The sequence below is a fragment of the Thermostilla marina genome (assembly GCF_054657455.1).
Genome location: NZ_BAAHYR010000001.1, coordinates 2,500,000 through 2,520,749, shown reverse-complemented (window position 1 = coordinate 2,520,749; position 20,750 = coordinate 2,500,000). Strand labels below are relative to the sequence as shown.

14 protein-coding genes are annotated in these 20,750 nt (G+C 58.9%); 6 read left to right on the top strand and 8 right to left on the bottom strand.

Annotation, left to right across the window (positions count from 1 at the left end; genetic code table 11):
* Positions 1-245: 245 nt before the first annotated feature.
* The 4 genes from accC to ACYQ2I_RS09240 form a co-directional block, all read right to left on the bottom strand.
* Positions 246-1,592, bottom strand: a complete 1,347-nt coding sequence (gene accC / locus ACYQ2I_RS09255) for an acetyl-CoA carboxylase biotin carboxylase subunit (RefSeq protein WP_460166726.1) — start codon at positions 1,590-1,592, stop codon at positions 246-248.
* 132 nt (positions 1,593-1,724) lie between these two features.
* Complete coding sequence (gene accB, locus ACYQ2I_RS09250) at positions 1,725-2,294, bottom strand: acetyl-CoA carboxylase biotin carboxyl carrier protein (RefSeq protein WP_460166725.1); 570 nt, start codon at positions 2,292-2,294, stop codon at positions 1,725-1,727.
* A gap of 17 nt (positions 2,295-2,311) precedes the next feature.
* Positions 2,312-3,415 (bottom strand): M24 family metallopeptidase, encoded by a 1,104-nt coding sequence (locus tag ACYQ2I_RS09245; RefSeq protein ID WP_460166724.1) that lies wholly within the window; start codon positions 3,413-3,415, stop codon positions 2,312-2,314.
* 131 nt (positions 3,416-3,546) lie between these two features.
* Complete coding sequence (locus ACYQ2I_RS09240) at positions 3,547-3,888, bottom strand: cupin domain-containing protein (RefSeq protein ID WP_460166723.1); 342 nt, start codon at positions 3,886-3,888, stop codon at positions 3,547-3,549.
* Between the two features lie 131 nt (positions 3,889-4,019).
* Here ACYQ2I_RS09240 and ACYQ2I_RS09235 point away from each other — a divergent pair, with 131 nt between their 5' ends.
* Together ACYQ2I_RS09235 and ACYQ2I_RS09230 are read left to right on the top strand one after the other, a co-directional pair.
* Positions 4,020-6,566, top strand: a complete 2,547-nt coding sequence (locus ACYQ2I_RS09235; RefSeq protein ID WP_460166722.1) for a ComEC/Rec2 family competence protein — start codon at positions 4,020-4,022, stop codon at positions 6,564-6,566.
* A 62-nt stretch (positions 6,567-6,628) separates the two neighbouring features.
* Entirely contained in the window at positions 6,629-6,952 is a 324-nt protein-coding gene (locus ACYQ2I_RS09230; protein ID WP_460166721.1) for a hypothetical protein, read from the top strand.
* A 171-nt stretch (positions 6,953-7,123) separates the two neighbouring features.
* Here the strand turns inward: ACYQ2I_RS09230 and ACYQ2I_RS09225 are convergent, their stop codons facing one another.
* Positions 7,124-9,208, bottom strand: coding sequence for a methyl-accepting chemotaxis protein (locus ACYQ2I_RS09225; RefSeq protein WP_460166720.1), 2,085 nt, complete (start codon positions 9,206-9,208; stop codon positions 7,124-7,126).
* Positions 9,209-9,806: 598 nt separating this feature from the next.
* On the opposite strand from ACYQ2I_RS09225, the gene fliG reads away from it, so the two are divergent.
* Positions 9,807-10,802, top strand: coding sequence for a flagellar motor switch protein FliG (gene fliG / locus ACYQ2I_RS09220; protein WP_460166719.1), 996 nt, complete (start codon positions 9,807-9,809; stop codon positions 10,800-10,802).
* Positions 10,803-10,816: 14 nt separating this feature from the next.
* Here fliG and ACYQ2I_RS09215 read toward each other — a convergent pair whose 3' ends face one another.
* Complete coding sequence (locus ACYQ2I_RS09215; RefSeq protein WP_460166718.1) at positions 10,817-12,196, bottom strand: glycoside hydrolase family 28 protein; 1,380 nt, start codon at positions 12,194-12,196, stop codon at positions 10,817-10,819.
* 184 nt (positions 12,197-12,380) lie between these two features.
* On the opposite strand from ACYQ2I_RS09215, the gene mutS reads away from it, so the two are divergent.
* Positions 12,381-14,999 (top strand): DNA mismatch repair protein MutS, encoded by a 2,619-nt coding sequence (gene mutS / locus ACYQ2I_RS09210; protein WP_460168409.1) that lies wholly within the window; start codon positions 12,381-12,383, stop codon positions 14,997-14,999.
* Between the two features lie 208 nt (positions 15,000-15,207).
* On the opposite strand, the gene trxA is transcribed toward mutS, so the two are convergent.
* Positions 15,208-15,777 (bottom strand): thioredoxin, encoded by a 570-nt coding sequence (gene trxA, locus ACYQ2I_RS09205; protein WP_460166717.1) that lies wholly within the window; start codon positions 15,775-15,777, stop codon positions 15,208-15,210.
* 810 nt (positions 15,778-16,587) lie between these two features.
* Here trxA and ACYQ2I_RS09200 point away from each other — a divergent pair.
* Positions 16,588-17,226 carry a helix-turn-helix transcriptional regulator gene (locus ACYQ2I_RS09200; RefSeq protein ID WP_460166716.1) on the top strand — a complete coding sequence of 213 codons (639 nt, stop codon included), beginning with the start codon at positions 16,588-16,590 and terminating at the stop codon, positions 17,224-17,226.
* 273 nt (positions 17,227-17,499) lie between these two features.
* Complete coding sequence (locus tag ACYQ2I_RS09195) at positions 17,500-20,289, top strand: tetratricopeptide repeat protein (protein ID WP_460166715.1); 2,790 nt, start codon at positions 17,500-17,502, stop codon at positions 20,287-20,289.
* Positions 20,290-20,338: 49 nt separating this feature from the next.
* Here ACYQ2I_RS09195 and ACYQ2I_RS09190 read toward each other — a convergent pair whose 3' ends face one another.
* Positions 20,339-20,602 carry a MoaD/ThiS family protein gene (locus ACYQ2I_RS09190; RefSeq protein ID WP_460166714.1) on the bottom strand — a complete coding sequence of 88 codons (264 nt, stop codon included), beginning with the start codon at positions 20,600-20,602 and terminating at the stop codon, positions 20,339-20,341.
* Positions 20,603-20,750 lie beyond the last annotated feature (148 nt).

Genomic DNA, 20,750 nt, shown 5'->3' with positions numbered 1-20,750 from the left:
ATGGGTTCGCCTCGAGACCGGACAGTCGGGTGCCGAAGCCCCCCGGGATCCCGAACCGGCCCATAATTCCGGCGAACTATCACGGGTAACGGTCTGCAGAAAATTCAGAACCGGATATTTTAGCAAATCGGCGTCCACGGCGGTAGCCGCACCGAATCCGCACGTCATCCCGCGACAAGCTGCACCGACTTGCCGAACAGCCTTATCGACCATCGCCAACAAATAAGCGGCCGCTTGCCGATACGTCAGCTACCGGACCACGTGCGTTCGACGAATGTCGTATCGCCGCGAGCCTCGGTAAACAGCGGGTGCGAAAGAATCTTCAGATGCATCGGGACGGTCGTCTTGATGCCTTCAACTCGCAGCTCCGACAGCGCCCGCTTCATGCAGGCGATCGCTTCTTCGCGAGTCGGTTGGTGGACGATCAGCTTCCCGATCATCGAGTCATAGTGGGGGGAAACCACATAGCCCGAATGCACGTGTGAATCGAAGCGGACGCCGAATCCCCCGGGGAAGAAGATGCGGTCAATCCTTCCAGCGGAAGGGCGGAAGTTCTTGGCAGGATCTTCCGCATTGATTCGGCACTCGATCGCGGCACCACGACACTGGACGTCTTCTTGCTTGAAGGGCAACGGTTCTCCGGCTGCGGCGATGATCTGCGCCTTGATCAAGTCGATTCCCGTAACCGCCTCACTCACCGGGTGTTCGACTTGAATACGCGTATTCACCTCGATGAAGTAGTAGTTCCCGTGCCGATCGACCAAGAACTCCACTGTGCCCGCGTTCGTGTAATCGGCGGCTTTCAGAAGACGAACAGCCGATTCGCAAATCTGTTTCCGCAACTCATCCGAAAGGGCAGGGGAGGGGCTCTCTTCGATCAGCTTTTGATGACGACGTTGCGTCGTACAGTCGCGCTCCCACAAGTGAATCACGTTCCCGTGATTGTCGGCGATCACCTGCACCTCGACGTGCCGCGGATGCTCGATGTATTTTTCGAGGTACACATCGCCGTTACCGAAAGCCGCCTCGGCTTCCAGCTTGGCCTGCTGAAGAGCCGACTTGAGGCCGGTTTCATTGACCGCGACGCGCATTCCGCGCCCGCCTCCACCGGCCGAAGCCTTGATCAAAACGGGATAGCCGATCTCTTTGGCGACTCGAAGTGCATCGACTTCGTTGTCGATCGTACCTTCGCTGCCGGGCACGACCGGGACACCGACTTCCATCGCCAAATTGCGTGCCGCGTTTTTATCGCCCAAGCGAATCATCGCCTCGTGCGGAGGCCCGATGAATTCGATTTGGCAGCTACGACAAACCTCGGCGAAGTGGGCGTTTTCCGCCAAAAACCCGTAGCCCGGATGAATTGCTTGCGCGTTCCCGATTTCGGCGGCGCTGATCACGCGATCGATTCGCAAATAACTATCCGACGCGCGAGCAGGCCCGATGCAATAGGCTTCATCGGCCAAGTCGAGATACGCAGCCCCGCGGTCGGCCTCGCTGTAGACGGCCACCGTCTCGATGCCCATCTCTCGACACGCGCGAATGATCCGCAGCGCAATTTCTCCGCGGTTGGCAATGAGGATTCGCTTGAACATAGAACCGCCAAACTGGATTTGCGAAGGTGACTTGGTACTCCGGCGGACACGAAGTGCTTCGGCTCTTGCCGGCAATCGGTCGCCGCATCGAGGAATGCGAGCAGCCGTTTCCCCGCCGGGAAGCCGCGCCGATCAACCTTTCGTATCGACCTTGAACAACGGCTGACCAAATTCCACAGGCTCGCCGTTTTCGACCAACACAGCAACGATCTTGCCGGAAATCTCGGCCGGAATCTCGTTGAACACCTTCATCGCCTCGACGATGCACACGATCGTGTCGGGACCGACAGAATCACCTACTTTCACGTACGGAGGCGAGTCGGGATCGGGCGCGGCGTAAAAAGTTCCCACCAGCGGGCTGCGAATGATCGCGATGTTTTCGTCATCGGCCTCCGCGGCCGGTTTCTTCTCCGCCGGAGCCGCGTCCGCAGCCGGTTTTGATTCCCCGGCAGGAACAGGGGCAGGGGGCTGAGCCACCGGATACGGCGGCACGTAGCCTGCCGCAGGCGTTGCCGGTACAGCGGTCACCGTCGGGGCTTCCTTTCCGCGCCGTATGCGAATCCGGAGTTCCCCGTCACGGAGGTCAATCTCACTCAGTTCGTGCTCGTCCATCAACTGGACCAAGCGACGTACACGGCGCACATCGAAAACGTCTTGATTCGGGGCATCGCCCATTTGTTCACTCCGGGATGATTCCGTCATGATGCCGTTTTCCGCAATTAAGCAAGAACGATGTCGTCGAAACTCTTGGGTACGGTCGTCAGAACCTCGTACCCGTCCGGCGTCACCAACACATCGTCTTCGATCCGAACGCCCCCCCAACCGGGAATATAAATACCGGGCTCTACTGTGACGACCATCCCCGGCTCGAGAGGGGTCGTCGAAGCGGCGCTCAGCCGAGGCGCCTCATGAATATCGACGCCGATTCCATGCCCCAGACCATGACCGAATTTCGGGCCGAATCCCGCTTCCTCAATCACCGAGCGCGCGGCCCGATCGACTTCTTCGCACGTCACTCCCGGCCGGATCGCTTCAATGCCGGCCAGCTGTGCATTTAACACAACTTCATAAATACGCTTGAGTTTAGGCGAGATTCTACCGGTCACGAAAACCCTGGTCAAGTCGCTCCGGTATACCCCCTCATTAGCCCCCCAATCCACCAGCAAAATAGGGGATTCTGCGATGCGTTGTTCGGTCGGTACAGCATGCGGAAGAGCCGCGCGGGCGCCTACTGCCACAATCGTGGGGAACGCCGAACACTTGGCACCGATCGATCGCATATTGTATTCAAGAAGATCCGCAACTTGCTTTTCCGTTTGATCCGGTACTAATCCGGCGGCAACCATCGTGATTGCCCGCTGGGCATAATCGACCGCGACGCGAATCCGGTCGATTTCCCACGCGTCTTTCACAGCCCGCAACCGCTCCACCGCATCGCCGAGCGGCACGATCTCGCAGTTACTCAACTCGGCGGCCAACCGATCACGGAGCCCGAGCGTCATCGACTCGGCTTCGACCGCCAATCGCCCGATTTTCCGCTTTTTCACCAACGATCGCACCGACTTGACCATCGACTGGGTGCGTCGCCGGATGTGCACCTGTAAGCCGGGGCATTCTTCTTCGATCTGTTCGGTGTAGCGGGAATCACTGATGATGACGTCCCCGTCGGCTCCGACGAGAAGGAAGCTGTCGTCGCCGGTAAATCCCGTCAAATATGTGACGTTCGAGAAGTTCGTCACCAAGATCGCGTCGACTTTGGCCTTAGCAAGGGCCTTGCGAAGGTTGTTGCGACGACGAACGCAATATTTCTGGGGTACGATCATGATTCACTCCCATTCAAAACACTCTGCGCGCACACCACGCGCAGGTTGCCTGGTGCCCTTCTGACGATACGCGTTATCCGTTTTGCCGACAAGATGGGACAGCCGTCACCACCCGGCTCAAGTTGTGCTAATTACGCCTTCATGTCTTCCCGAACCGGCGAGAAAACATCGATGGCCCGCATTGGTTGTCCTTTTGTTCGCACCTCGTGAGGCACATTCCCGGGTAGTCGCCAACACTCCCCCGCCTTCACGAGTCGCTCGGTGCCGTCGACGATGAACAGTGCTTCACCCGACAGCATCGTTCCTATCTGCTCATGCGGATGGGTGTGTTCGGGAATCACCGAATGCGGTTCCATCTCGACGATCGAAAGGGTCATGTTCTCGGCATGCATAATCGTCATTCGCACACCGGGAAACGGTTCTTTCACGATCAGATTTTCGGGGACCGGAAAAACGTCCTTCAAGTCGTGCACGGGATTGCTCCTGGTTCTTTGCGTGTTCGAGCCAAGCCGATCAGACGCGGATCAGGAACTGCAAGCAGATTCGCTTGCAGTTTTGATTGAAATTTTATTGCACACCCTGCCAAACCGGACACAATAGTGGCATGATCGCCGATAACGCCGTACCGATCGACGATGATATCGAGCCCGGCCCGGGGCCGCGACCGTGGGTTCCTGTACTCTTTGCCATGGCGACCGGTATTCTGCTGGATCGCTGGTTTGCCGTATCGCTTGCATGGTCCTGGACCGCAGCCACGGTTTTCCTGGCGACATGGGCAACCGCGTGGTACACCGGAAGACGCCTTTCCGAATTCTTCTTGTGGGCCGCGGTGGCCGCCGTCGCGTGCGGAGCCCATCATCTTCACTGGAGCGTGTATGACGCTCGTGAAATCTGCCGGTATTCCCAAGCCACACCGCAACCGGTGTGTCTCGTTGCTCGCGTTCACCGCGATCTTGGACTATTGCCGGCCGACAACGACCTCACGTTCGCCCCTGCAAGCACCCACGACACGGCGGTCTACGTAATCAAAGTCACTGCCGTACGTAACGGGCAACGTTGGGAACGCGCCTCGGGCGTCGCTCGATTGTACATCGAATCGTTTACAGAAAAACTCCGTCCCGGCGATCTCGTGTCCGTATTCGGTCGCATGCTGCGCTATGCGCCGCCGGGAAATCCGGGTGAATTCGACTTGGCGACGTACCGCAGAGGGTTTCGGACCAACACCGTCATCACCACCTCTTACGCAGCGGCCGTGACTCGGACGGCGGTGAATCCGGTCGAGCGTTACCCGATCGTTGATTGGATGCGTTGGATCGGCTATCTGCCGCGCCGCCTGATGGACGCGCTGCGCGAGCGGTGCAAACACGTCATCGACAGGCACCTGGGCGAGTCTTCCCGCTCGCTGGCAGCGGCCACCCTGCTGGGAGAACGATCCGAAATTCCCGGCGAATTGAACGAGCGGTTGTTGGCCTCGGGACTGCTTCATATCTTGGCGATTTCGGGGCTCCACGTCGGTATCGTGGCGGGCCTCGTACTCTGGTACTGCGAAGTCAATTTCCATTCTTACCGTTGGATGATCGGGACGACTTGGTCGGCCACGATCTTCTATACACTGTTGTGCGGTGCACCGCCGTCGGCCGTGCGGGCCTGTGTGTTGATTTCCTTTTTTTGTGCAGCCGAGTTCATGCGAGTGTGGCCGCATCCGATCAACTCGTTGGCCGGAGCTGCCGTATTTCTGTTGGTCGCCAATCCTTCGCAGTTGTTCCACACCGGGTTTCATCTTTCTTTCATCGCGGCTGCCACGCTGTTCGCGGCCTTCGGTCCGAACCTGTCGCCGCCGGAAGAGGAAGATCCGTTGGAGCGCCTTTACCGGGCGTTTCGTCCCGCGTGGCTTCGGCAACTGCATCGTTTCGCGACAAAGTCCTGGACGGTTCTTTGGGGAGGAGGTCTCGTCTGGTTGGTGACGGCGCCGTTGGTTCTCGCCAAGTTCCACATTTGCGCGCCGGTGGGCATCGTCGGCAGTTTTCTGGCCTGGATACCGTTGACGGCAGGCTTGGCGTCCGGCATCGTCATGCTTCCGGCGGGCATGATTTCGTCTTGGCTTGCCTGGGTACCGAGTGCCATCTGTGGTCCGGCCTTCAATCTGCTGCGACGGATTGTCGATTCGACCGCAGCAATCCCCGGTGGCCATTTCTATGGATTCGGTCCGCCGGATTGGTGGTTGATCGGCTTTTACGGCATCCTCGGTGGACTGTTCTTTTTCGACGATTCGAAACGGCCGAGCTGGAAAACTGTTATTTCTTTGACCGGCGCCTGGATTGCTCTCGGTTTCACCGTCGGAGCGTGGCAATCGACGCGTCCTCAAACACACTTGCAAATCGATGTGCTCTCGGTCGGTCACGGTTGCGCCACGGTGGTCGAATTGCCGGATCATCGCATATTGCTGTATGACGCCGGCGGATTCGGCTCACCACGCCGCTGCGCCGACCGCATTTCAGGCGTCTTGTGGGAAAAGGGCCGTCGCCGAATCGACACCGTCGTCATCTCTCATCCGGATGTCGATCACTTCAATGCCTTGCCCTCGTTGATCGAGCGATTCGAAATCGGCCGCGTGTACGTGACACCGATCATGTTGGAAGACGACGCCCCCGCCGTGCGTCGGCTAATCGACGAAATCCGTCGTGCCGACATCCCCATTCTTCCGCTCGATCGTCGCTACACTTGCGAATCTGCCGGATGTCGGCTTGATGTTCTTCACCCGCCGACCGAAGGAATCATCGGAAACGATAACGCCAATAGTCTCGTATTGCTCGTTTCGGCGGGAAATCGCCACGTGCTGCTTACCGGTGATCTGGCCCCGCCGGGAGTCCAAATGCTTCTCGACGAACCTCCGGTCGACTGCGATGTACTCGTTGCGCCGCATCATGGAAGTCGATCGAGTAATCCGGCCGGCTTGATCGAGTGGAGTCGACCCGAATTCGTCATCGTCAGCGGGAGCCCGTCGCAAGGCACGGCAATCGGTTCCCCGGCCGGTGTGCAGGTCTATCACACCGCCTTCGCAGGAACTGTCAGCATTCGGATGCCGATCGTTCCAAACCGCCTGGGCAATTTTCCGGATCTGAGTGTCGTCACGGCCCGCGCCTCGCCGTGATCGTTCACGAAAGCATGAATCCTTTTCAAGCCGGAAGGCTGTTCGTTTCGGGAGGTCCGACCATGAGTGCAACCCATGTCATCCGCGGAGCGCAGCGGTGGGAATACCTCACCTTGACGCGCAAGTCAGAGCAGTTTTTGGTCAATGACTTGAACGTCCACGGCCAAGAAGGTTGGGAACTCGTCTCGGCGAGTTATTACAAGGACATGAAGGGCGCCATGGTATGGACGGCGTTCTTGAAACGTCCCTGCGGTGCCAAAAAGGTGGAGAAAACCAAAGCTTCCGCCGCCGATCAAGAGTCCTCGGCCTCGCGGGTGATCCAGCCGCCGAAAGACGGTGCCGGCATCGACGAGTACGACGTGGCGCCGCCCGATTCAGAAGGCTGACAAGAGCCTCACCGGAAGAGTTCCATCGGCATCAAGAAACGGACCAAGGCGGCACTCGCAAGAGCGCCGCCCCGGTCACGCATCACGCAAGGGGAGTTCCCCGGGTTTTTCTTTCACGACCGCCTTTGTGGCGTGTCACCGACACCACCGACGCGGGTCGTGGTTTTGGGCTCAGGAGCCGCGGGTGCGGAATCCCGAGACCAGTTCGCGCAACGCATCGGCTTGAGCCCCCAGTTCCTCGCTGCTGGAAGCCATCTCTTCGCTGCCGGCAGCAGACTGTTCGGCCACTTGGGCCACACCCTGGATCGACTGACTGACTTCCTTGGCCGTCTCGGTCTGGCGTGTCGTCGTTTCGGCGATCGTACCGATCTTCTCTGCCGTCGACTGCACGCTTTCCAAGATTTGAGTCAAGGCTTCGCCCATGCCGTCGCTGAGGTTGGCACCTTCCTCCACCAACTGCGTCGACTCTTGGATGAGCTGGGCGATTTCTTGAGCCGCCTGGTTCGACCGCTCGGCCAGCTTGCGGACCTCGTCGGCCACGACGGCGAAGCCCATGCCGTGCTCGCCGGCTCGGGCCGCCTCGATTGCCGCGTTCAAGGCCAGCAAGTTCGTCTGGCTCGCGATCTCCGAAATCACCTGGATGATATCGGCGATCCGCTTCGAGCTGTCGCGGATGGCGTTCATCGCCTCGATCGACTTCTCGACGGCGTGGCTGCCGTTTTCGGCGTACTGACTCGACCGGCGAGCCAATTGGTCGGCTTCCGTGGCCAATGCGCGAACGGCCTCGACCGAATTCGTCAATTCTTCGATTGCCGCGGTCATTTCTTCGACGGTCGCGCTTTGGGTCTGAGCACCTTGGGCCACGGTCTGTGAACTTTCAGCAACCACACGAGCCCCTTCGGTGAACTGCGCGGCACTCTCCACGATCTGCTGGATCATATCGTGGAGCTTGTCGATGAAGATGTTGAACCAGTGGGCCAGTTCGCCGACTTCGTCCTTGCTGTCGACTTCGAGACGCTTCGTCAAGTCGCCTTCACCCTGGGCGATATCGGCAAGCATCGCGACAGTCGTGTTCAACACGCCGACGGTCTTCTTCGACATCCACACGGCGACGATCGAACACAGAACGACGGCCACGACCGCACCGGCGATCGTCCACCAAATCGTCGCCGTCAAGCTGGCGTCGATTCGCCCCAGAGCATCTTCGAAGTCGTCTTCATAGGCTCCGGCTCCGATCACCCAATCCCAGGGTTCGTAATACGTAACGGCAGCGATTTTCCAACGCGCATGATCCTCGCCGGGGTTTTGCCACGCATAGCGTTGGAACGAAATCTCACCCGGCTTCGCCTTGCGAGCCTTGTCGATCAATTCTTGAATGAACGGAGTTCCGTTGGCGTCCTTCGCGCCGAGAATGTTTTCGCCGTCGCGTTCCCCGCCCTTGGAAATCACATAGCATCCTTTGTTGTCACCGCTTCCCTGCAAGACGTAAACGTAACCGGTTTTCCCCACGACGACATTCATGATGCCCTGCCGAAGTTCCGGCACATCTTCCTGGGGAACGCCCACGTAGAGGCAACCGACAACTTTCTTGTCGGCGTCGAAAATGGGTGCGTAGGCGGTCAGGTACCACTTATTCACCACGTACGCGCGGCCGACGTAGGTTTCGCCCCGCATGACCGTCGACACCACCGGATTGGCTTTTCCGTCCGGGTTCACGGCCGGAATGTACGTTCCGATGGCACGTGTTCCGTCGGTCTTGATCACATTCGTGCATACCCGCAGAAGATCGCCCTGCTCGTTCATGCGTTGAAAAATCGTGCAGGTATCGCCCGAACGTTTTTGTAGCTCGTCCACCACCAACGACGGCTGATCGGGACTACGATTCATCCCCAACCATTGACCGCCGACGAGCATTTTCGGCAATTCGACCCGAGTGGGTTGTTTCGTGTACTGGTTGACGGCTTCCCAAGTCACCGTTTCCGAATCGAAGGTGACTTCGCCGACATCTTCAAGGCATTCGAAGGCCAGTTCGAGGTCGTTGTGCATCCGCTTCTTCATCGCCTCATTGTAAACCTCAAGCATTTGATAGACGCTCGAGGTCACCTTCGCGCACTGATCGCGGCCCAGAACACCGACTTCACGTCGGACCGATTCCTTCAGCCACGACTTTTGGCTGACCAGCAACACGATGATGGCCACGGCCGTCACGACCACGCCGCCGATGCTCGTGATGACGATTTTCTTTTGCAGCTTCATGGATCAACACCTCACGAATTTGGACAAGAATTCCTCGTGCTCGAGCCGTCAGCCCCGATCGAACGGGGCATCTCGCCCGTCCGTTTCGGCTCCCACCAGCTCCGTTGCTTCCAAAGCCTTGCCGGGCAGTACACCATCGCGTCAAAGGGGGCGGCCCGGCAATCCGCGGACGAAAACCGCGTTGTATTCTCGTCCGCGGAAAGTGGAAAATTCTGAGAAAAGCTAGGTTGTGGACAAAATGAAGCAACCACGAGACACAGTAAGCGAAAGAAATTTTTCCGGGAGCGGCGGCCATTGGGGCACGATTTTGACACCTTTATCGGCTGACAACCGCCTACAGAAGGGCGTGCCCCCACCGTTTTCGAAGAACAAAACTCCCCTAATTGCCAATATTTTGTGTACTGTGTAAACATTCGCGCCGTACAGCATCGGCCCCGGGCTCAACAAAGAGAGAAAGGTGGAACCGTTACAACCCACACACTTTACCTAAACTGACGCGATCGCGAACGCCGATAAGGAAACAGCCGTACCCACGCAGCAAGCCGTTGGTCTGCGCCGCGTACCTGAAACCGTCGATTTTGTAAAACGCTCCGTTGCCATGGCCAGCAACCTTCGGAAAGCCGCCGTCCTGCTGATGAGCATGCCGAACGAGCAGGCGGCCCAGCTCTTGGCGCGTTTGGAACCCAAGCAGATCGAGGCGGTTTCGATCGAAATCGCCCGGCTTTCCCAGGTAACGCCTGACGAACAGGAACAGGCAATCCGCGAATTCGCCGCCGCTCAACCGGGTTCCCTGACGGGAGGACAGGGGGGCCTCGACGTCGCCAAGGGCCTGTTGGAACAAGCACTGGGAAAGGCTGCCGGGGCGACGCTGGAAGCCGTCCGCCAATCGATCGAGGCGCTCCCGTTCGGCTTCCTCCAGAAGGTCGACAGCCAAAACCTTCTCACGTTCATCATCGATGAACATCCGCAAACGATCGCGCTCATCCTGTCACACTTGTCGCCTCCGCAGGCGGCAGAAATCATCCGCGGTCTGCCCCCGGAGCGTCAAGTTTCGGTCGTCCGCCGCATCGCGACGATGGGACAAACCAGCCCGGACATTATTCATGCGGTCGAAAACGGGCTCGAAACCCGCATGTCCAGCGTGATGAGCCAGCGTTTCGAGAAGGCCGGCGGCGTGCCCACGGTCGCCGAAATCCTCAACGTCATCGATCGGGCCACCGAACGCAACATTCTCGAGAACCTGGGGCAAGAAGATCCCGATCTTGTCGACGAGATTCGGCGTTTGATGTTCGTCTTCGACGACATCATCAAACTTTCCGATCGCGACATTCAGACCATTCTCAAGAACGTCGAAAACTCGCAATGGGCGATGGCCCTCAAGGGGGCAAGCGAGGAACTCAAACAAAAGATCCTCAAGAATATGTCGAAGCGGGCGGCCGATCTCTTGCTCGAAGAAATGGAATACTTGGGGCCGGTCAAAGCCTCGAACGTCGAGCAGGTCCAACAGCAGATTGTCGATATCATTCGGCGGCTCGAAGATATGGGCGAGATCTCCGTCAGCTCGAACGAGGAAGAAGAGCGTTACATTCAGTAGCGGCAATCGACAAGTCAGCGGCCGTCGACCGGCGATTCTTCCACGACCGGCGCTCGTACCGCCTTCGCCGGATCGTCGAACCGAAACGTCGCCACCTCGTGCAGCAATACGGCCGGACGCGATTCGTCGGCGGCGGTGGTGGCACATCGGAGTCCGTCGATCCGGAGGTCTTCCACCCGCCGGGCATACAGCCCCCACACAGGCAACTTTCGATTCCACACGCCCACGCCCGGTTTGCGGATCGGATCTTGCAGCTCGGGCGGTCGCCCCAATCGCGGATCGATCACCGCATCCGGTGTGTAGTTCACCTGCACATCGCGTACGACTACCCGACCGATCGGTTGTTCACCCCAACTTTCGAACGAAATCGCCGGACCGTAGACGTTCGTCGCCGATAGCCGCTCGACAGTCAGCCCGTCGGCCGTGTTGCCTTCTCGAATCGAAACGTGCAGCGCACAAGAAACACCGTCCATGGTCGCGTCGGCGATGCGAACCTCTTCCAAGGGCCCCGGAGTCGGCGTCCAAGCGGAAGGCTGAAGGATGATTCCCGCCAGCATGTTCGTACGGTGCAGGTTTTGCTTGGTCTGATGCTCAAACTCCCCCGGTCCCTGAAAGCGACACGATTCAAACGATAGCCTTCGCGCGGGCCCGATCAATCGCACACCGTTGCACGACGAGTTCAAGAAACACCGTCGCACGAGGGCGTCCTCGATGTAATGTCCGGCGATGCAGTCGTCGCCGGTGAAAAATCGGCAATCCTCGATGCATACGTCTTTGCTCCACCGATCCGGACTGCCGCGGAAGTGCACACCGTCCCACCCCCCTTGAAACGTCGCGTTCTTTACCCGCACGTGATTCGACGCATAAAAGAGAAACGCGTAGTTGCCGGAATTTCTGATGGTGAGGCCTTCTAACTCGACATTCGAGCAGTCGGCCAGCAAGATCGTGTGCGGACCGCGCAAACCGGCCTCTCCCTGCGGATCACGGACATTTCCCCCGTCGATGACGCCGCTCCCGGTGAACGCGATGTTCTCGAGCCCCTCGCCGACGATCAGCCCCCGGTGCCACCGAGATTTTCCCCAAGCGGCCTTCTCGAATCCCGAATACGCATCGAGGTCGTTCGTTCCGAGCAGTACGGCGCCCTCGGTGAAGTGCATCTCAATGTTGCTTTGCAACCGCACACTTCCTGCAAGGTAGGCCCCCGGAGGAAATTCCACGCGTCCTCCACCGTTTTTCGCGCACGCATCGATTGCCTGCTGAATTGCTACCGTGTCGTCGGCTTTCCCGTCCCCGACTGCGCCGAACCGGCGCACATCGACGACGCCGCCGACCGCCGTCGTGTGGAGCATCAGTACCAACAGAATCAGTCCGACGCCGGCAGATCCTCGAATCATCAGTGCATCCTCGCTGACATGACGCTATGACTTGGAGCATCCCGCTTCTTCCGATGGCTTCATGTTAGTCGAGCAATCCCGGAGTTTCATCTCGCAAAATGGCGAGTTCCGCCGCGAGAGGAAGCGTGCCGCCTCTTGAGGATTCTCGATCCCCTCTGCTAGCATGGCGTACATGAGCGAGAATCTGACCCCGATGATGCGACAATATATGGAAGCGAAACAGGCGCATCCCGATGCCATGCTCCTGTTCCGCATGGGCGACTTCTACGAGCTGTTCCACGACGACGCCAAGGAAGCCGCCCGCATCCTGAATTTGGCCCTCACCAGCCGCGACAAGGGCGAAAATGCCACCCCGATGGCGGGGTTTCCTCATCATCAACTCGAAACCTATCTTGCAAAGCTCATCGCGGCCGGGAAAAGGGTCGCGGTGTGTGACCAGGTCGAAGATCCGAAACAGGCCAAGGGGCTCGTCCGCCGGGAGATTACTCGTGTGGTCACCGCCGGTACGGTGACCGACGAAGCGATCCTCGATCCGAAGGAGCCGAACTATCTTGTCGCCCTATCGGACGACGAGCCGGTCGGACTGGCTTGGATCGACTTGTCGACCGGACGATTCTTCGCGGGCACGTTCGCTACCGATCGCGTGTGGGACCACATCACGCGGTTGGCGCCGTCGGAGTGCCTCATCAGCAGTGAAGCCCCTCCGCTCTCCGAGCAGCAGACGGCGGGCATGTTGATCACTCGCCGGCCCGCGTGGGCGTTTTCGTATCCCACTGCCATTGAGAACCTTACGAAACATTTTGGGGCCAAGGGGCTGGAAGGCTTCGGTTTCGACGAATCGGGCCCTGATCGCGGGGCGGTGCGTGCCGCCGGAGCGATCCTCGACTATCTTTATGAAACCCAAAAGACATCCCTGGAACACATCGAACGGCTGGAACGATACCAACCGGGGGTGTGTTTAGAAATCGACGAATCGACGTGGCGAAGCCTCGAGATTTCACGGACGCTTCGCCAGGGCCGTCGCGAAGGCTCGTTGTTGTGGGTTCTCGACCGCACCGTGACCGCCATGGGTTCGCGACAACTTGCCGAATGGACGGCTGCCCCGTTGATCGACGTGAAGCAAATTCGACATCGCCAAGAAGCCGTCGCCGAACTGGTCGACGATCAAGGACGCTGCCGCGACTTGCGGGAGGCGCTGCGGCGCGTATATGACATCGAACGGCTGCTCGTGCGCATCACGACCGGCCGCTGCACGCCGCGCGATCTTTCATACCTGGGCCGCACGTTGCGCATGCTGCCGGATATCAAGGCGGCACTGCACGACGTCGCCTCTCCGCTACTTCAAGAGATCGACCGGGCATGCGAGGTATTTCCGGATCTCCGGGAACTCTTGGATAACGCTCTGGAAGACGATTGCCCGCTTGCGGCGACCGAAGGCGGTTTCATTCGCCCCGGTTACCGCAGCGACCTCGACAACCTTCGAGAACTGGCGCGCGGCGGCAAGGAATGGATCGCCAACTATCAAGCTGCCGAAAGCGAACGAACAGGCATTCCTACGCTCAAGGTCGGCTACAACAAAGTCTTCGGCTACTATATCGAAATCACCAACACCCATCGGGACAAGGTTCCGTCGACCTATGTCCGCAAACAAACCCTGAAAAACGCCGAACGGTATATCACCCCGGAACTGAAAGAGTACGAAGACAAGGTTCTCACTGCGGACGAACAGGCCAAACAGCTAGAATACGAGCTGTTCGTCGAGTTGCGTAACGCCGTATTGCGGCACAGGTCGCAACTTCAACGAACGGCACGGCAAATCGCCGTTCTCGATGCGTTGGCCTCTTTGGCCGAATTGGCCCGCGACCGAGGATACTGCCGCCCCGAGATTACCGACGAACCGGTCCTTGAAATCATCGACGGGCGTCATCCCGTCCTCGATCTTACCGAACCCGAAGGAACGTTCGTTCCCAACGACGCCGTTTGCTCACCGGAGGACGGGAACGTGTTGCTGATCACCGGCCCGAACATGGCCGGGAAGAGCACGTATATCCGCCAAACGGCACTTTTGGTACTGATGGCCCAAATCGGCAGCTTCGTCCCCGCGCGGAAAGCCGTCATCGGCACCGCCGATCGCATTTTCGCCCGCGTGGGCGCCAGCGACGAGCTCGCCCGCGGACGCAGTACCTTCATGGTGGAAATGATCGAAACGGCTCGCATCTTGAACCTGGCGACGTCCAAGAGTTTGGTCATCTTGGATGAAATCGGGCGGGGCACGAGCACGTACGACGGAATTTCCCTCGCTTGGGCGGCCGTCGAATACCTCCACGACCGGATCGGGTGCCGCACCTTTTTCGCCACCCATTACCACGAACTGACGGATCTGGAACGCTTGCTGCCTAAGGTCAAGAACTACAACGTGGCTGTTCGTGAATGGGCCGACGAAGTGGTCTTCCTGCACAAGATCACCCCCGGGGCCGCCGACAAAAGCTACGGCATTCACGTCGCACGTCTGGCAGGGGTCCCAAAGCCGGTAATCGAAAGGGCAAAAGACATTCTCGCCCGGCTCGAAGCCGAACATCTCGACGGATCCGGTAAGCCCAACATTGCGAAAGACTCCGCACACCCGGCTGGGAAACCGGTTCAGCTGACGTTCTTCGAAATGTTGCCCCACCCGGTCGTCGAACAGATCCGTGAACTGGACATCGACCACCTTACCCCTGTCGATGCCCTCAAGTTCCTGGCCGACTGGAAGGATCGCCTGGAACAAGAGACCAAGCCGAAATCGCGATCCCGCCGTCGGTAAACCACACGAAATTTACAAGAGGGCTCACCCGAGTCTCTTGCGGCCCACAAACACCCGTCCAAAGTGGAACCTCCCGTGATGCCTCGGCACCGCGGGAGGTTCGCGGGCGGTCCTTGGGAGCCGGACGAGCAGCGGCGGGTGGGGCTCGGCGTTGCCTGATGCCGACTCGTACCGAAAACCGCATTCGTATCGGGTGACAAGAACACCCTCACTTGCCCAACATTCGCAAGATCTGGCCCTTCGAAGCCAATCCGACTTGTCGTTGCACGAGTCGCCCGTTCTCGAAGACCAACAACGTCGGAATGGACGAAACGTCGAATTGCCGCGCAAGCGTGGGATTGTGATCCACGTTGATCTTGACGACGCGCACATCGGAAGTGGTGGCTGCAATCTCCTCCAAGATCGGGGCCACCGCCCGACAGGGACCGCACCAATCGGCATAGAAATCGACCAATACCGGTTTGGGCGACTGCAAGACGAGCTTTTCAAAATCGGCTGCGTTCGCGTGGATCACTCCTTCGTGTTGTTCCGTTTTCATGACCGATGCTCCTTCTTCCAAACTCGCCGGAATCACCTTCGGGCCCGACGTTTCCCTGACCGCGGAATCGGACTGCGCCTTTGCGCCGGTCTCCGTTTCGGCGAGCGACGCGCCCGTGCGGCCGCCGCTCAACAGCGACGGCAGTCCATGCTCGGCACAACCGACGGCGACCACCAAACCGCCGACGGCAAACAGCCCGACCAAGGAACTCCGGCGTTTTTTGGTTCCCGTGATTCGCATGAAATCAACTCCTCTGACATTCTTCGTGAAGCTGGTCGCTCCCGCGACCGCGGTCCATCGCGTTCGGCTTTTTTCAGCCTCACACGGAATGACGCTCGAAGCGGGCCTTCGTTACACGTTTTTTTCGGCGATTCGTGCAATGTCCGCCGGATTTGCAGACGCCTACCCAACCGCACATCGCGCCGACCAACGGCAGGTGCGAGCGCCTTGTACGTGATTTCGGCGCCCGAAGCCAGAGCAGCCGAAAACAATCTACACAACAATGATCGCCACAGTAATCTTTTTGTTGTCGATAGCTCGATTCGAACTGATTCGGAACCTGCGACGTAACGTTTGTTGACGATGGCCGGTGTGCCGGAAGCACGTCCGATCAGCGTCCGGACGATCGCCCGGCGTGCTATCCTCCGTCTGAAATTGCGTTGTCGCAATCGAAACAGTAAAATATGAAGATAGTGGTGACGTCCTTGATGCAGACGTCACCAAGCACTCCAGGTTATGTCACGTCCCGATGATGCACGCAAAAGGTTCATCCCCTTTTGCGCGGCGTGTGAAAGTCCGCCTGAGCCGGATCAACGAGTCGGCTGCGAGTCGATACGGTCTTATGCGGTGTTTTCGGCCGGATTCCAAAGCGAATCGGCCTTTCTCGTCGCCGTCGCTTCGGCAAAAGCTTTCGGACACGGGATGTCCGAAACGGGTTGCAGGCTGTTTCGGTGTCGTCGAAGGTTTCTGAAAAGCATTGTTTTTTTGAACGACACCGCTGCCGACCGCACGAGTAGCTTCCTTCACGCCTAAGAAGCAGAGGAATTCATCATGTCGGACGTGGCTGTTTCACCGGCAGCGATGCGCATCATCAAGCTGCTGGTCGGCAAACCACCCCAAACCGTAGCCGATCTGATCGAGGCCACCTCGGTCACGCGAACGGCCGTCACAGAGCAACTCAACGAGCTGGTGGCCGCCGGGCTGGTCGAGCGGAAGATGCAACGGCTCCCGGGACGCGGTCGTCCGCGGCACGTCTATTCGGCCACGACTGCGGCCTTGCTGCTGTTGTTCGCAAAAAACCAGCGAATCGTCATGCCCGCGATCTGGCGGGCCATTCGTGATATCGGCGGCTCGGAGATGGTCGAAAAGGTCATCCAACGAGTCGGCGAAGTGCTGGCCGAACACTATTCCCGCCGCATCACCGCCGAGGAACCGCAGGAACGCCTCAACCAGTTGATCCAAATCCTGCGGGAAGAAGGGATCCTCGTCGACATCGAGGAAGAGGACGGCCAACTCACGGTCAAGCAGCGAAGTTGTCCGTTCATCATCATGTTTGAAGAAAATCGGTCGGCTTGCCTCCTCGACATGGAAATCATGGAATCGGTGGTGGGTGCGCCGATCAAACAACTCGCCTGCCGCCACGACGGCGACCCTTGCTGCGAATTCGCCATCCAGCAGCAATCCCGGTAATGCTGGCGTCGGCGAAACACCTCACACCTGCCTGAAAACGGCCCTGCCGGTCCATCCCGGTGCGGGCCGTTTCTGCGTCCACGGCCGTCTTCTCACCGGAGCCGCCGATGATTCACGGGATTCTGCCGGAAAAGCCGGTTCCCTCGGCGGCGTTTCGGCGATACGACAACTAGGGAAGCCGCACGCGCGGGATGGTACACTGGAGCTTTCGAGCGGATTCCTCGCTTCCCGCAACGTCGATGACACGGCACACGCGACCGACAATTCTCCCTTATGAGATTTTCGAACGGTGATATGGGCAAGAATCGCACACCTTCCCGTCAGAATAATCCGCGTCCCACCGCCAGTCGATTCACCCGTCGCCGATGGTGGATTCCGGCTGTCGGTGTCGTTGTCTTGCTTGTCGGCGGCAGCGTGTTTCTCGACTGGTACATTTGCCTGCCCGCCGGATTGGAAGCGCATTATGTAGGCCGCGACAAGTGCATCGACTGTCATCGGCAAGAATATGACTTGTGGCACGGCTCCGATCACGACATGGCGATGGACCGCGCCGATGAATCGACCGTGTTGGGCGATTTCGACGACGCTCATTTCATCCATATCGCCTTCGCAGATCTTCACAAGCTGCCCGAAGACGAACTGCGGCTTCTCGTGGAAAACTGCGACGACGAAACCTTGGCCGTCTCCCTATTGCCGTATGAACCGGAAGAAGCCGATTTGATCCTCGGTCCCGGCGAAAGCGGCGAACCCAGCCGCCGGGCAATTTTGTCGGTATTATCACCCGATCGCCGGGCGCAAATCGAAGAACTTCGAGACTGGCGGGCTCAGTTCGCCCGCCCCTGTGATATCACCACGGCCCATCAGCAACTAGACGACGTCGCCCGCCGCTTGGCCGACGAAGGAAAAATCCATCCCGACTTTGCCGTGCGAAGCCGCATGTTTCGCCGCAACGGGAAGTTCTACGTCGAAACCGACAATGCCGAAGGCAAGCTGGAGACCTTCCGCGTCGACTATGTGTTCGGCATTTGGCCGCTGCAACAGTATTTGGTCTCGTTTCCCGATGGGCGAATACAATGCCTGCCTATCGCCTGGGATACCGAGAACAAGCGATGGTTTCACCTCTACCCCTCCGAGCCGATTCCCGCCAGGGATCCCTTGCATTGGACCGGGGAGTTCCAAACCTGGAACTACATGTGCGCCGAGTGCCACACGACGAACCTCGAAAAGAATTACGACTTGGCGGCGGACCGCTATCACACGACCTGGTCCGAAATCGACGTCTCGTGCGAACAGTGTCACGGCCCCGGCAGTATCCACGTGCAATTAGCCGAGTCGAATAGCCTGTTTTGGGATCGTCGCTATAAGTACGGGCTTCCCGAACTCGATCCTGCCGACCAGCGTCAAATCGTCGAAAGCTGTGCGCCGTGCCACTCCCGCCGTCGCATCGTGGCACCCGATTTTCGTCCCGGCGACAAGTTTCTCGACCACTACATCGCCGAATTCCTGGAAGGCAACCTGTATTACGACGACGGCCAGATCAAGGACGAGGATTACGTCTACGGTTCATTCATCCAAAGCCTGATGTATCGCAAAGGGGTGCGCTGTATCGATTGCCACGACCCGCATACCGCACGCATCAAGTTTGCCGATCCCGATAACCCACGAGAGAAATACGTGGACAATCGACTCTGCGGCCAATGCCACACGCCCGCAAAGTACGACACACCGAATCACCATCACCACCCCAAGACGGGCGAACCCGGTTCGCACTGCGTCGAGTGTCACATGCCCGAAACGACCTACATGGTCGTCGATCCTCGGCGCGATCACAGCTTGCGGATACCGCGTCCCGACCTCACGATCGCCCTCGGCATTCCGAACGCCTGCAACGGCTGTCACCAGGATCCGGACAAAGGCGAGACACCGGAATGGGCCGCGCGAACGATCGAAGAATGGTACGGCAAGAAACCCGATGAACACTTCGCCGTCGGTTTCCACGCCGCCAAGCAAGACGATCCGAAAGCGATCCCGAAGCTGCTCGATGTGCTTCGGGCGGTCGATAATGCCGGACAAGTTCGCGGAACGGCCGTGTTGCTGTTAAGTCGCTTCGATGCGCCTGCCGCGAGAGCCGGAATTCTTTCGGCCGTGGAAGACAAAGATCCGTTGGTTCGTGCAGCCGCCGCAAGGGCTTTACGCTCCTTGCCGCCGGATCCGCAATATGTGGATCGTGTGAAGCCTTTGCTGGACGACCCGATTCGCGCCGTTCGTGTCGAAGCCGTCCCTTGGTTGGTCAATTTCCGGGATCGGCTCGACACCCATTATCGACGTCTGCTCGACAAGGCGATCGACGAATACATCGTCTCACAGAACGAAGTTGCCGATCGCGCCGGTTCGCACGTCAACTTGGCCGTCTTGTATCTGGCGTTGGGCAAGGCCGACAAAGCCGTCGACGAGTACCGACACGCTGTTCGCATCGATCCCGACTTCCTCCCGGCCCGGAACAACCTGAGCCTGCTTTACGCCGACTTGGGTCGTTTCAACGACGCAGAACGGGAACTAAAGGCGGCCCTCGAGCGCGATCCGAATTTCTTGCCGGCTTGGGACAATCTGGCACGTCTCTACTACCGCCAAGGGCGCTACGCCGAGGCCGAAGCGAGTTTCCGAAAGCTCATTGAAAAGGCGCCGGACAACGGCGAAGCGAGATTCTCACTCGGACTTTTGTTGGCCGAGAATCCCGAGCGCATGCGTGAAGCGGCCGAGATGTTGCGCGAGGCGAGTCGCCTGATGCCGCAAAACGCCCGCGTGTTCTACAACCTGGGACTGATGCTTCAACACTTGAAGGAGCTGGAAGACGCCGAGACGGCACTCCGTAAGGCAGCCCGGTTGGCACCGCGAGATCCGCAAACCCGCCAAGCACTTCTGTTTGTTCTCGTCGATCGCGGCAAATGGGAAGAAGCCGCGGCAATGGCCGAACAATTGTTCCAAGAGAATCCGTCACCTGCGACGAAGGCGATATGGGAAGCGATTCGCGCCCGACGTGATCCGCGGACACCCGGAGGCTGAATTCCAAGCGAGGCACCGGTCCGGCCGGTTCGCGGCGCTCTGCGAGTTGTCATCCGCCGCCGAAGGAGGGCAAAAGGCATACCTCGGCGCCGTCGGGAACCGCAGCCGCCAGACCATCGGGCGGGACGACTCCGTCGATTGTGGGAACAACCACCGGTGCCCAGGTGTCGCCGTCCCGGATTTTTGCCAAGATGCCGGGAAAGCGAATCTCCAGAGCCGAGAAAACCTCTTCCAGCGTCGTTGCCTCGACGGTCGTCTCCCGACAACCGCCGGTCACATCGGCCAAGAATCGCGGAAGTTGCACTCGAATCATCTCCGTCCCCCTATCGACGTCCGCAATACGAGACCGGTTTACACGAAGCGGCATTTCCTTCCGGCAAGTTCATTGTATCGAGACGTATGCGATTCGGCACGCTCGACGTCCGCCCGTTGCATCTTTGCGCCGGGCCCATGTGCCCGTA

Bases quoted from the DNA above. Each gene is read 5' to 3' on its own strand.
- accC (WP_460166726.1), bottom strand. From the start codon at position 1,592: ATGTTCAAGCGAATCCTCATTGCCAACCGCGGAGAAATTGCGCTGCGG.
- accB (WP_460166725.1), bottom strand. From the start codon at position 2,294: ATGACGGAATCATCCCGGAGTGAACAAATGGGCGATGCCCCGAATCAA.
- ACYQ2I_RS09245 (WP_460166724.1), bottom strand. From the start codon at position 3,415: ATGATCGTACCCCAGAAATATTGCGTTCGTCGTCGCAACAACCTTCGC.
- ACYQ2I_RS09235 (WP_460166722.1), top strand. From the start codon at position 4,020: ATGATCGCCGATAACGCCGTACCGATCGACGATGATATCGAGCCCGGC.
- ACYQ2I_RS09230 (WP_460166721.1), top strand. From the start codon at position 6,629: ATGAGTGCAACCCATGTCATCCGCGGAGCGCAGCGGTGGGAATACCTC.
- ACYQ2I_RS09225 (WP_460166720.1), bottom strand. From the start codon at position 9,208: ATGAAGCTGCAAAAGAAAATCGTCATCACGAGCATCGGCGGCGTGGTC.
- fliG (WP_460166719.1), top strand. From the start codon at position 9,807: ATGGCCAGCAACCTTCGGAAAGCCGCCGTCCTGCTGATGAGCATGCCG.
- ACYQ2I_RS09215 (WP_460166718.1), bottom strand. From the start codon at position 12,196: ATGATTCGAGGATCTGCCGGCGTCGGACTGATTCTGTTGGTACTGATG.
- trxA (WP_460166717.1), bottom strand. From the start codon at position 15,777: ATGCGAATCACGGGAACCAAAAAACGCCGGAGTTCCTTGGTCGGGCTG.
- ACYQ2I_RS09200 (WP_460166716.1), top strand. From the start codon at position 16,588: ATGTCGGACGTGGCTGTTTCACCGGCAGCGATGCGCATCATCAAGCTG.
- ACYQ2I_RS09195 (WP_460166715.1), top strand. From the start codon at position 17,500: ATGAGATTTTCGAACGGTGATATGGGCAAGAATCGCACACCTTCCCGT.
- ACYQ2I_RS09190 (WP_460166714.1), bottom strand. From the start codon at position 20,602: ATGATTCGAGTGCAACTTCCGCGATTCTTGGCCGATGTGACCGGCGGT.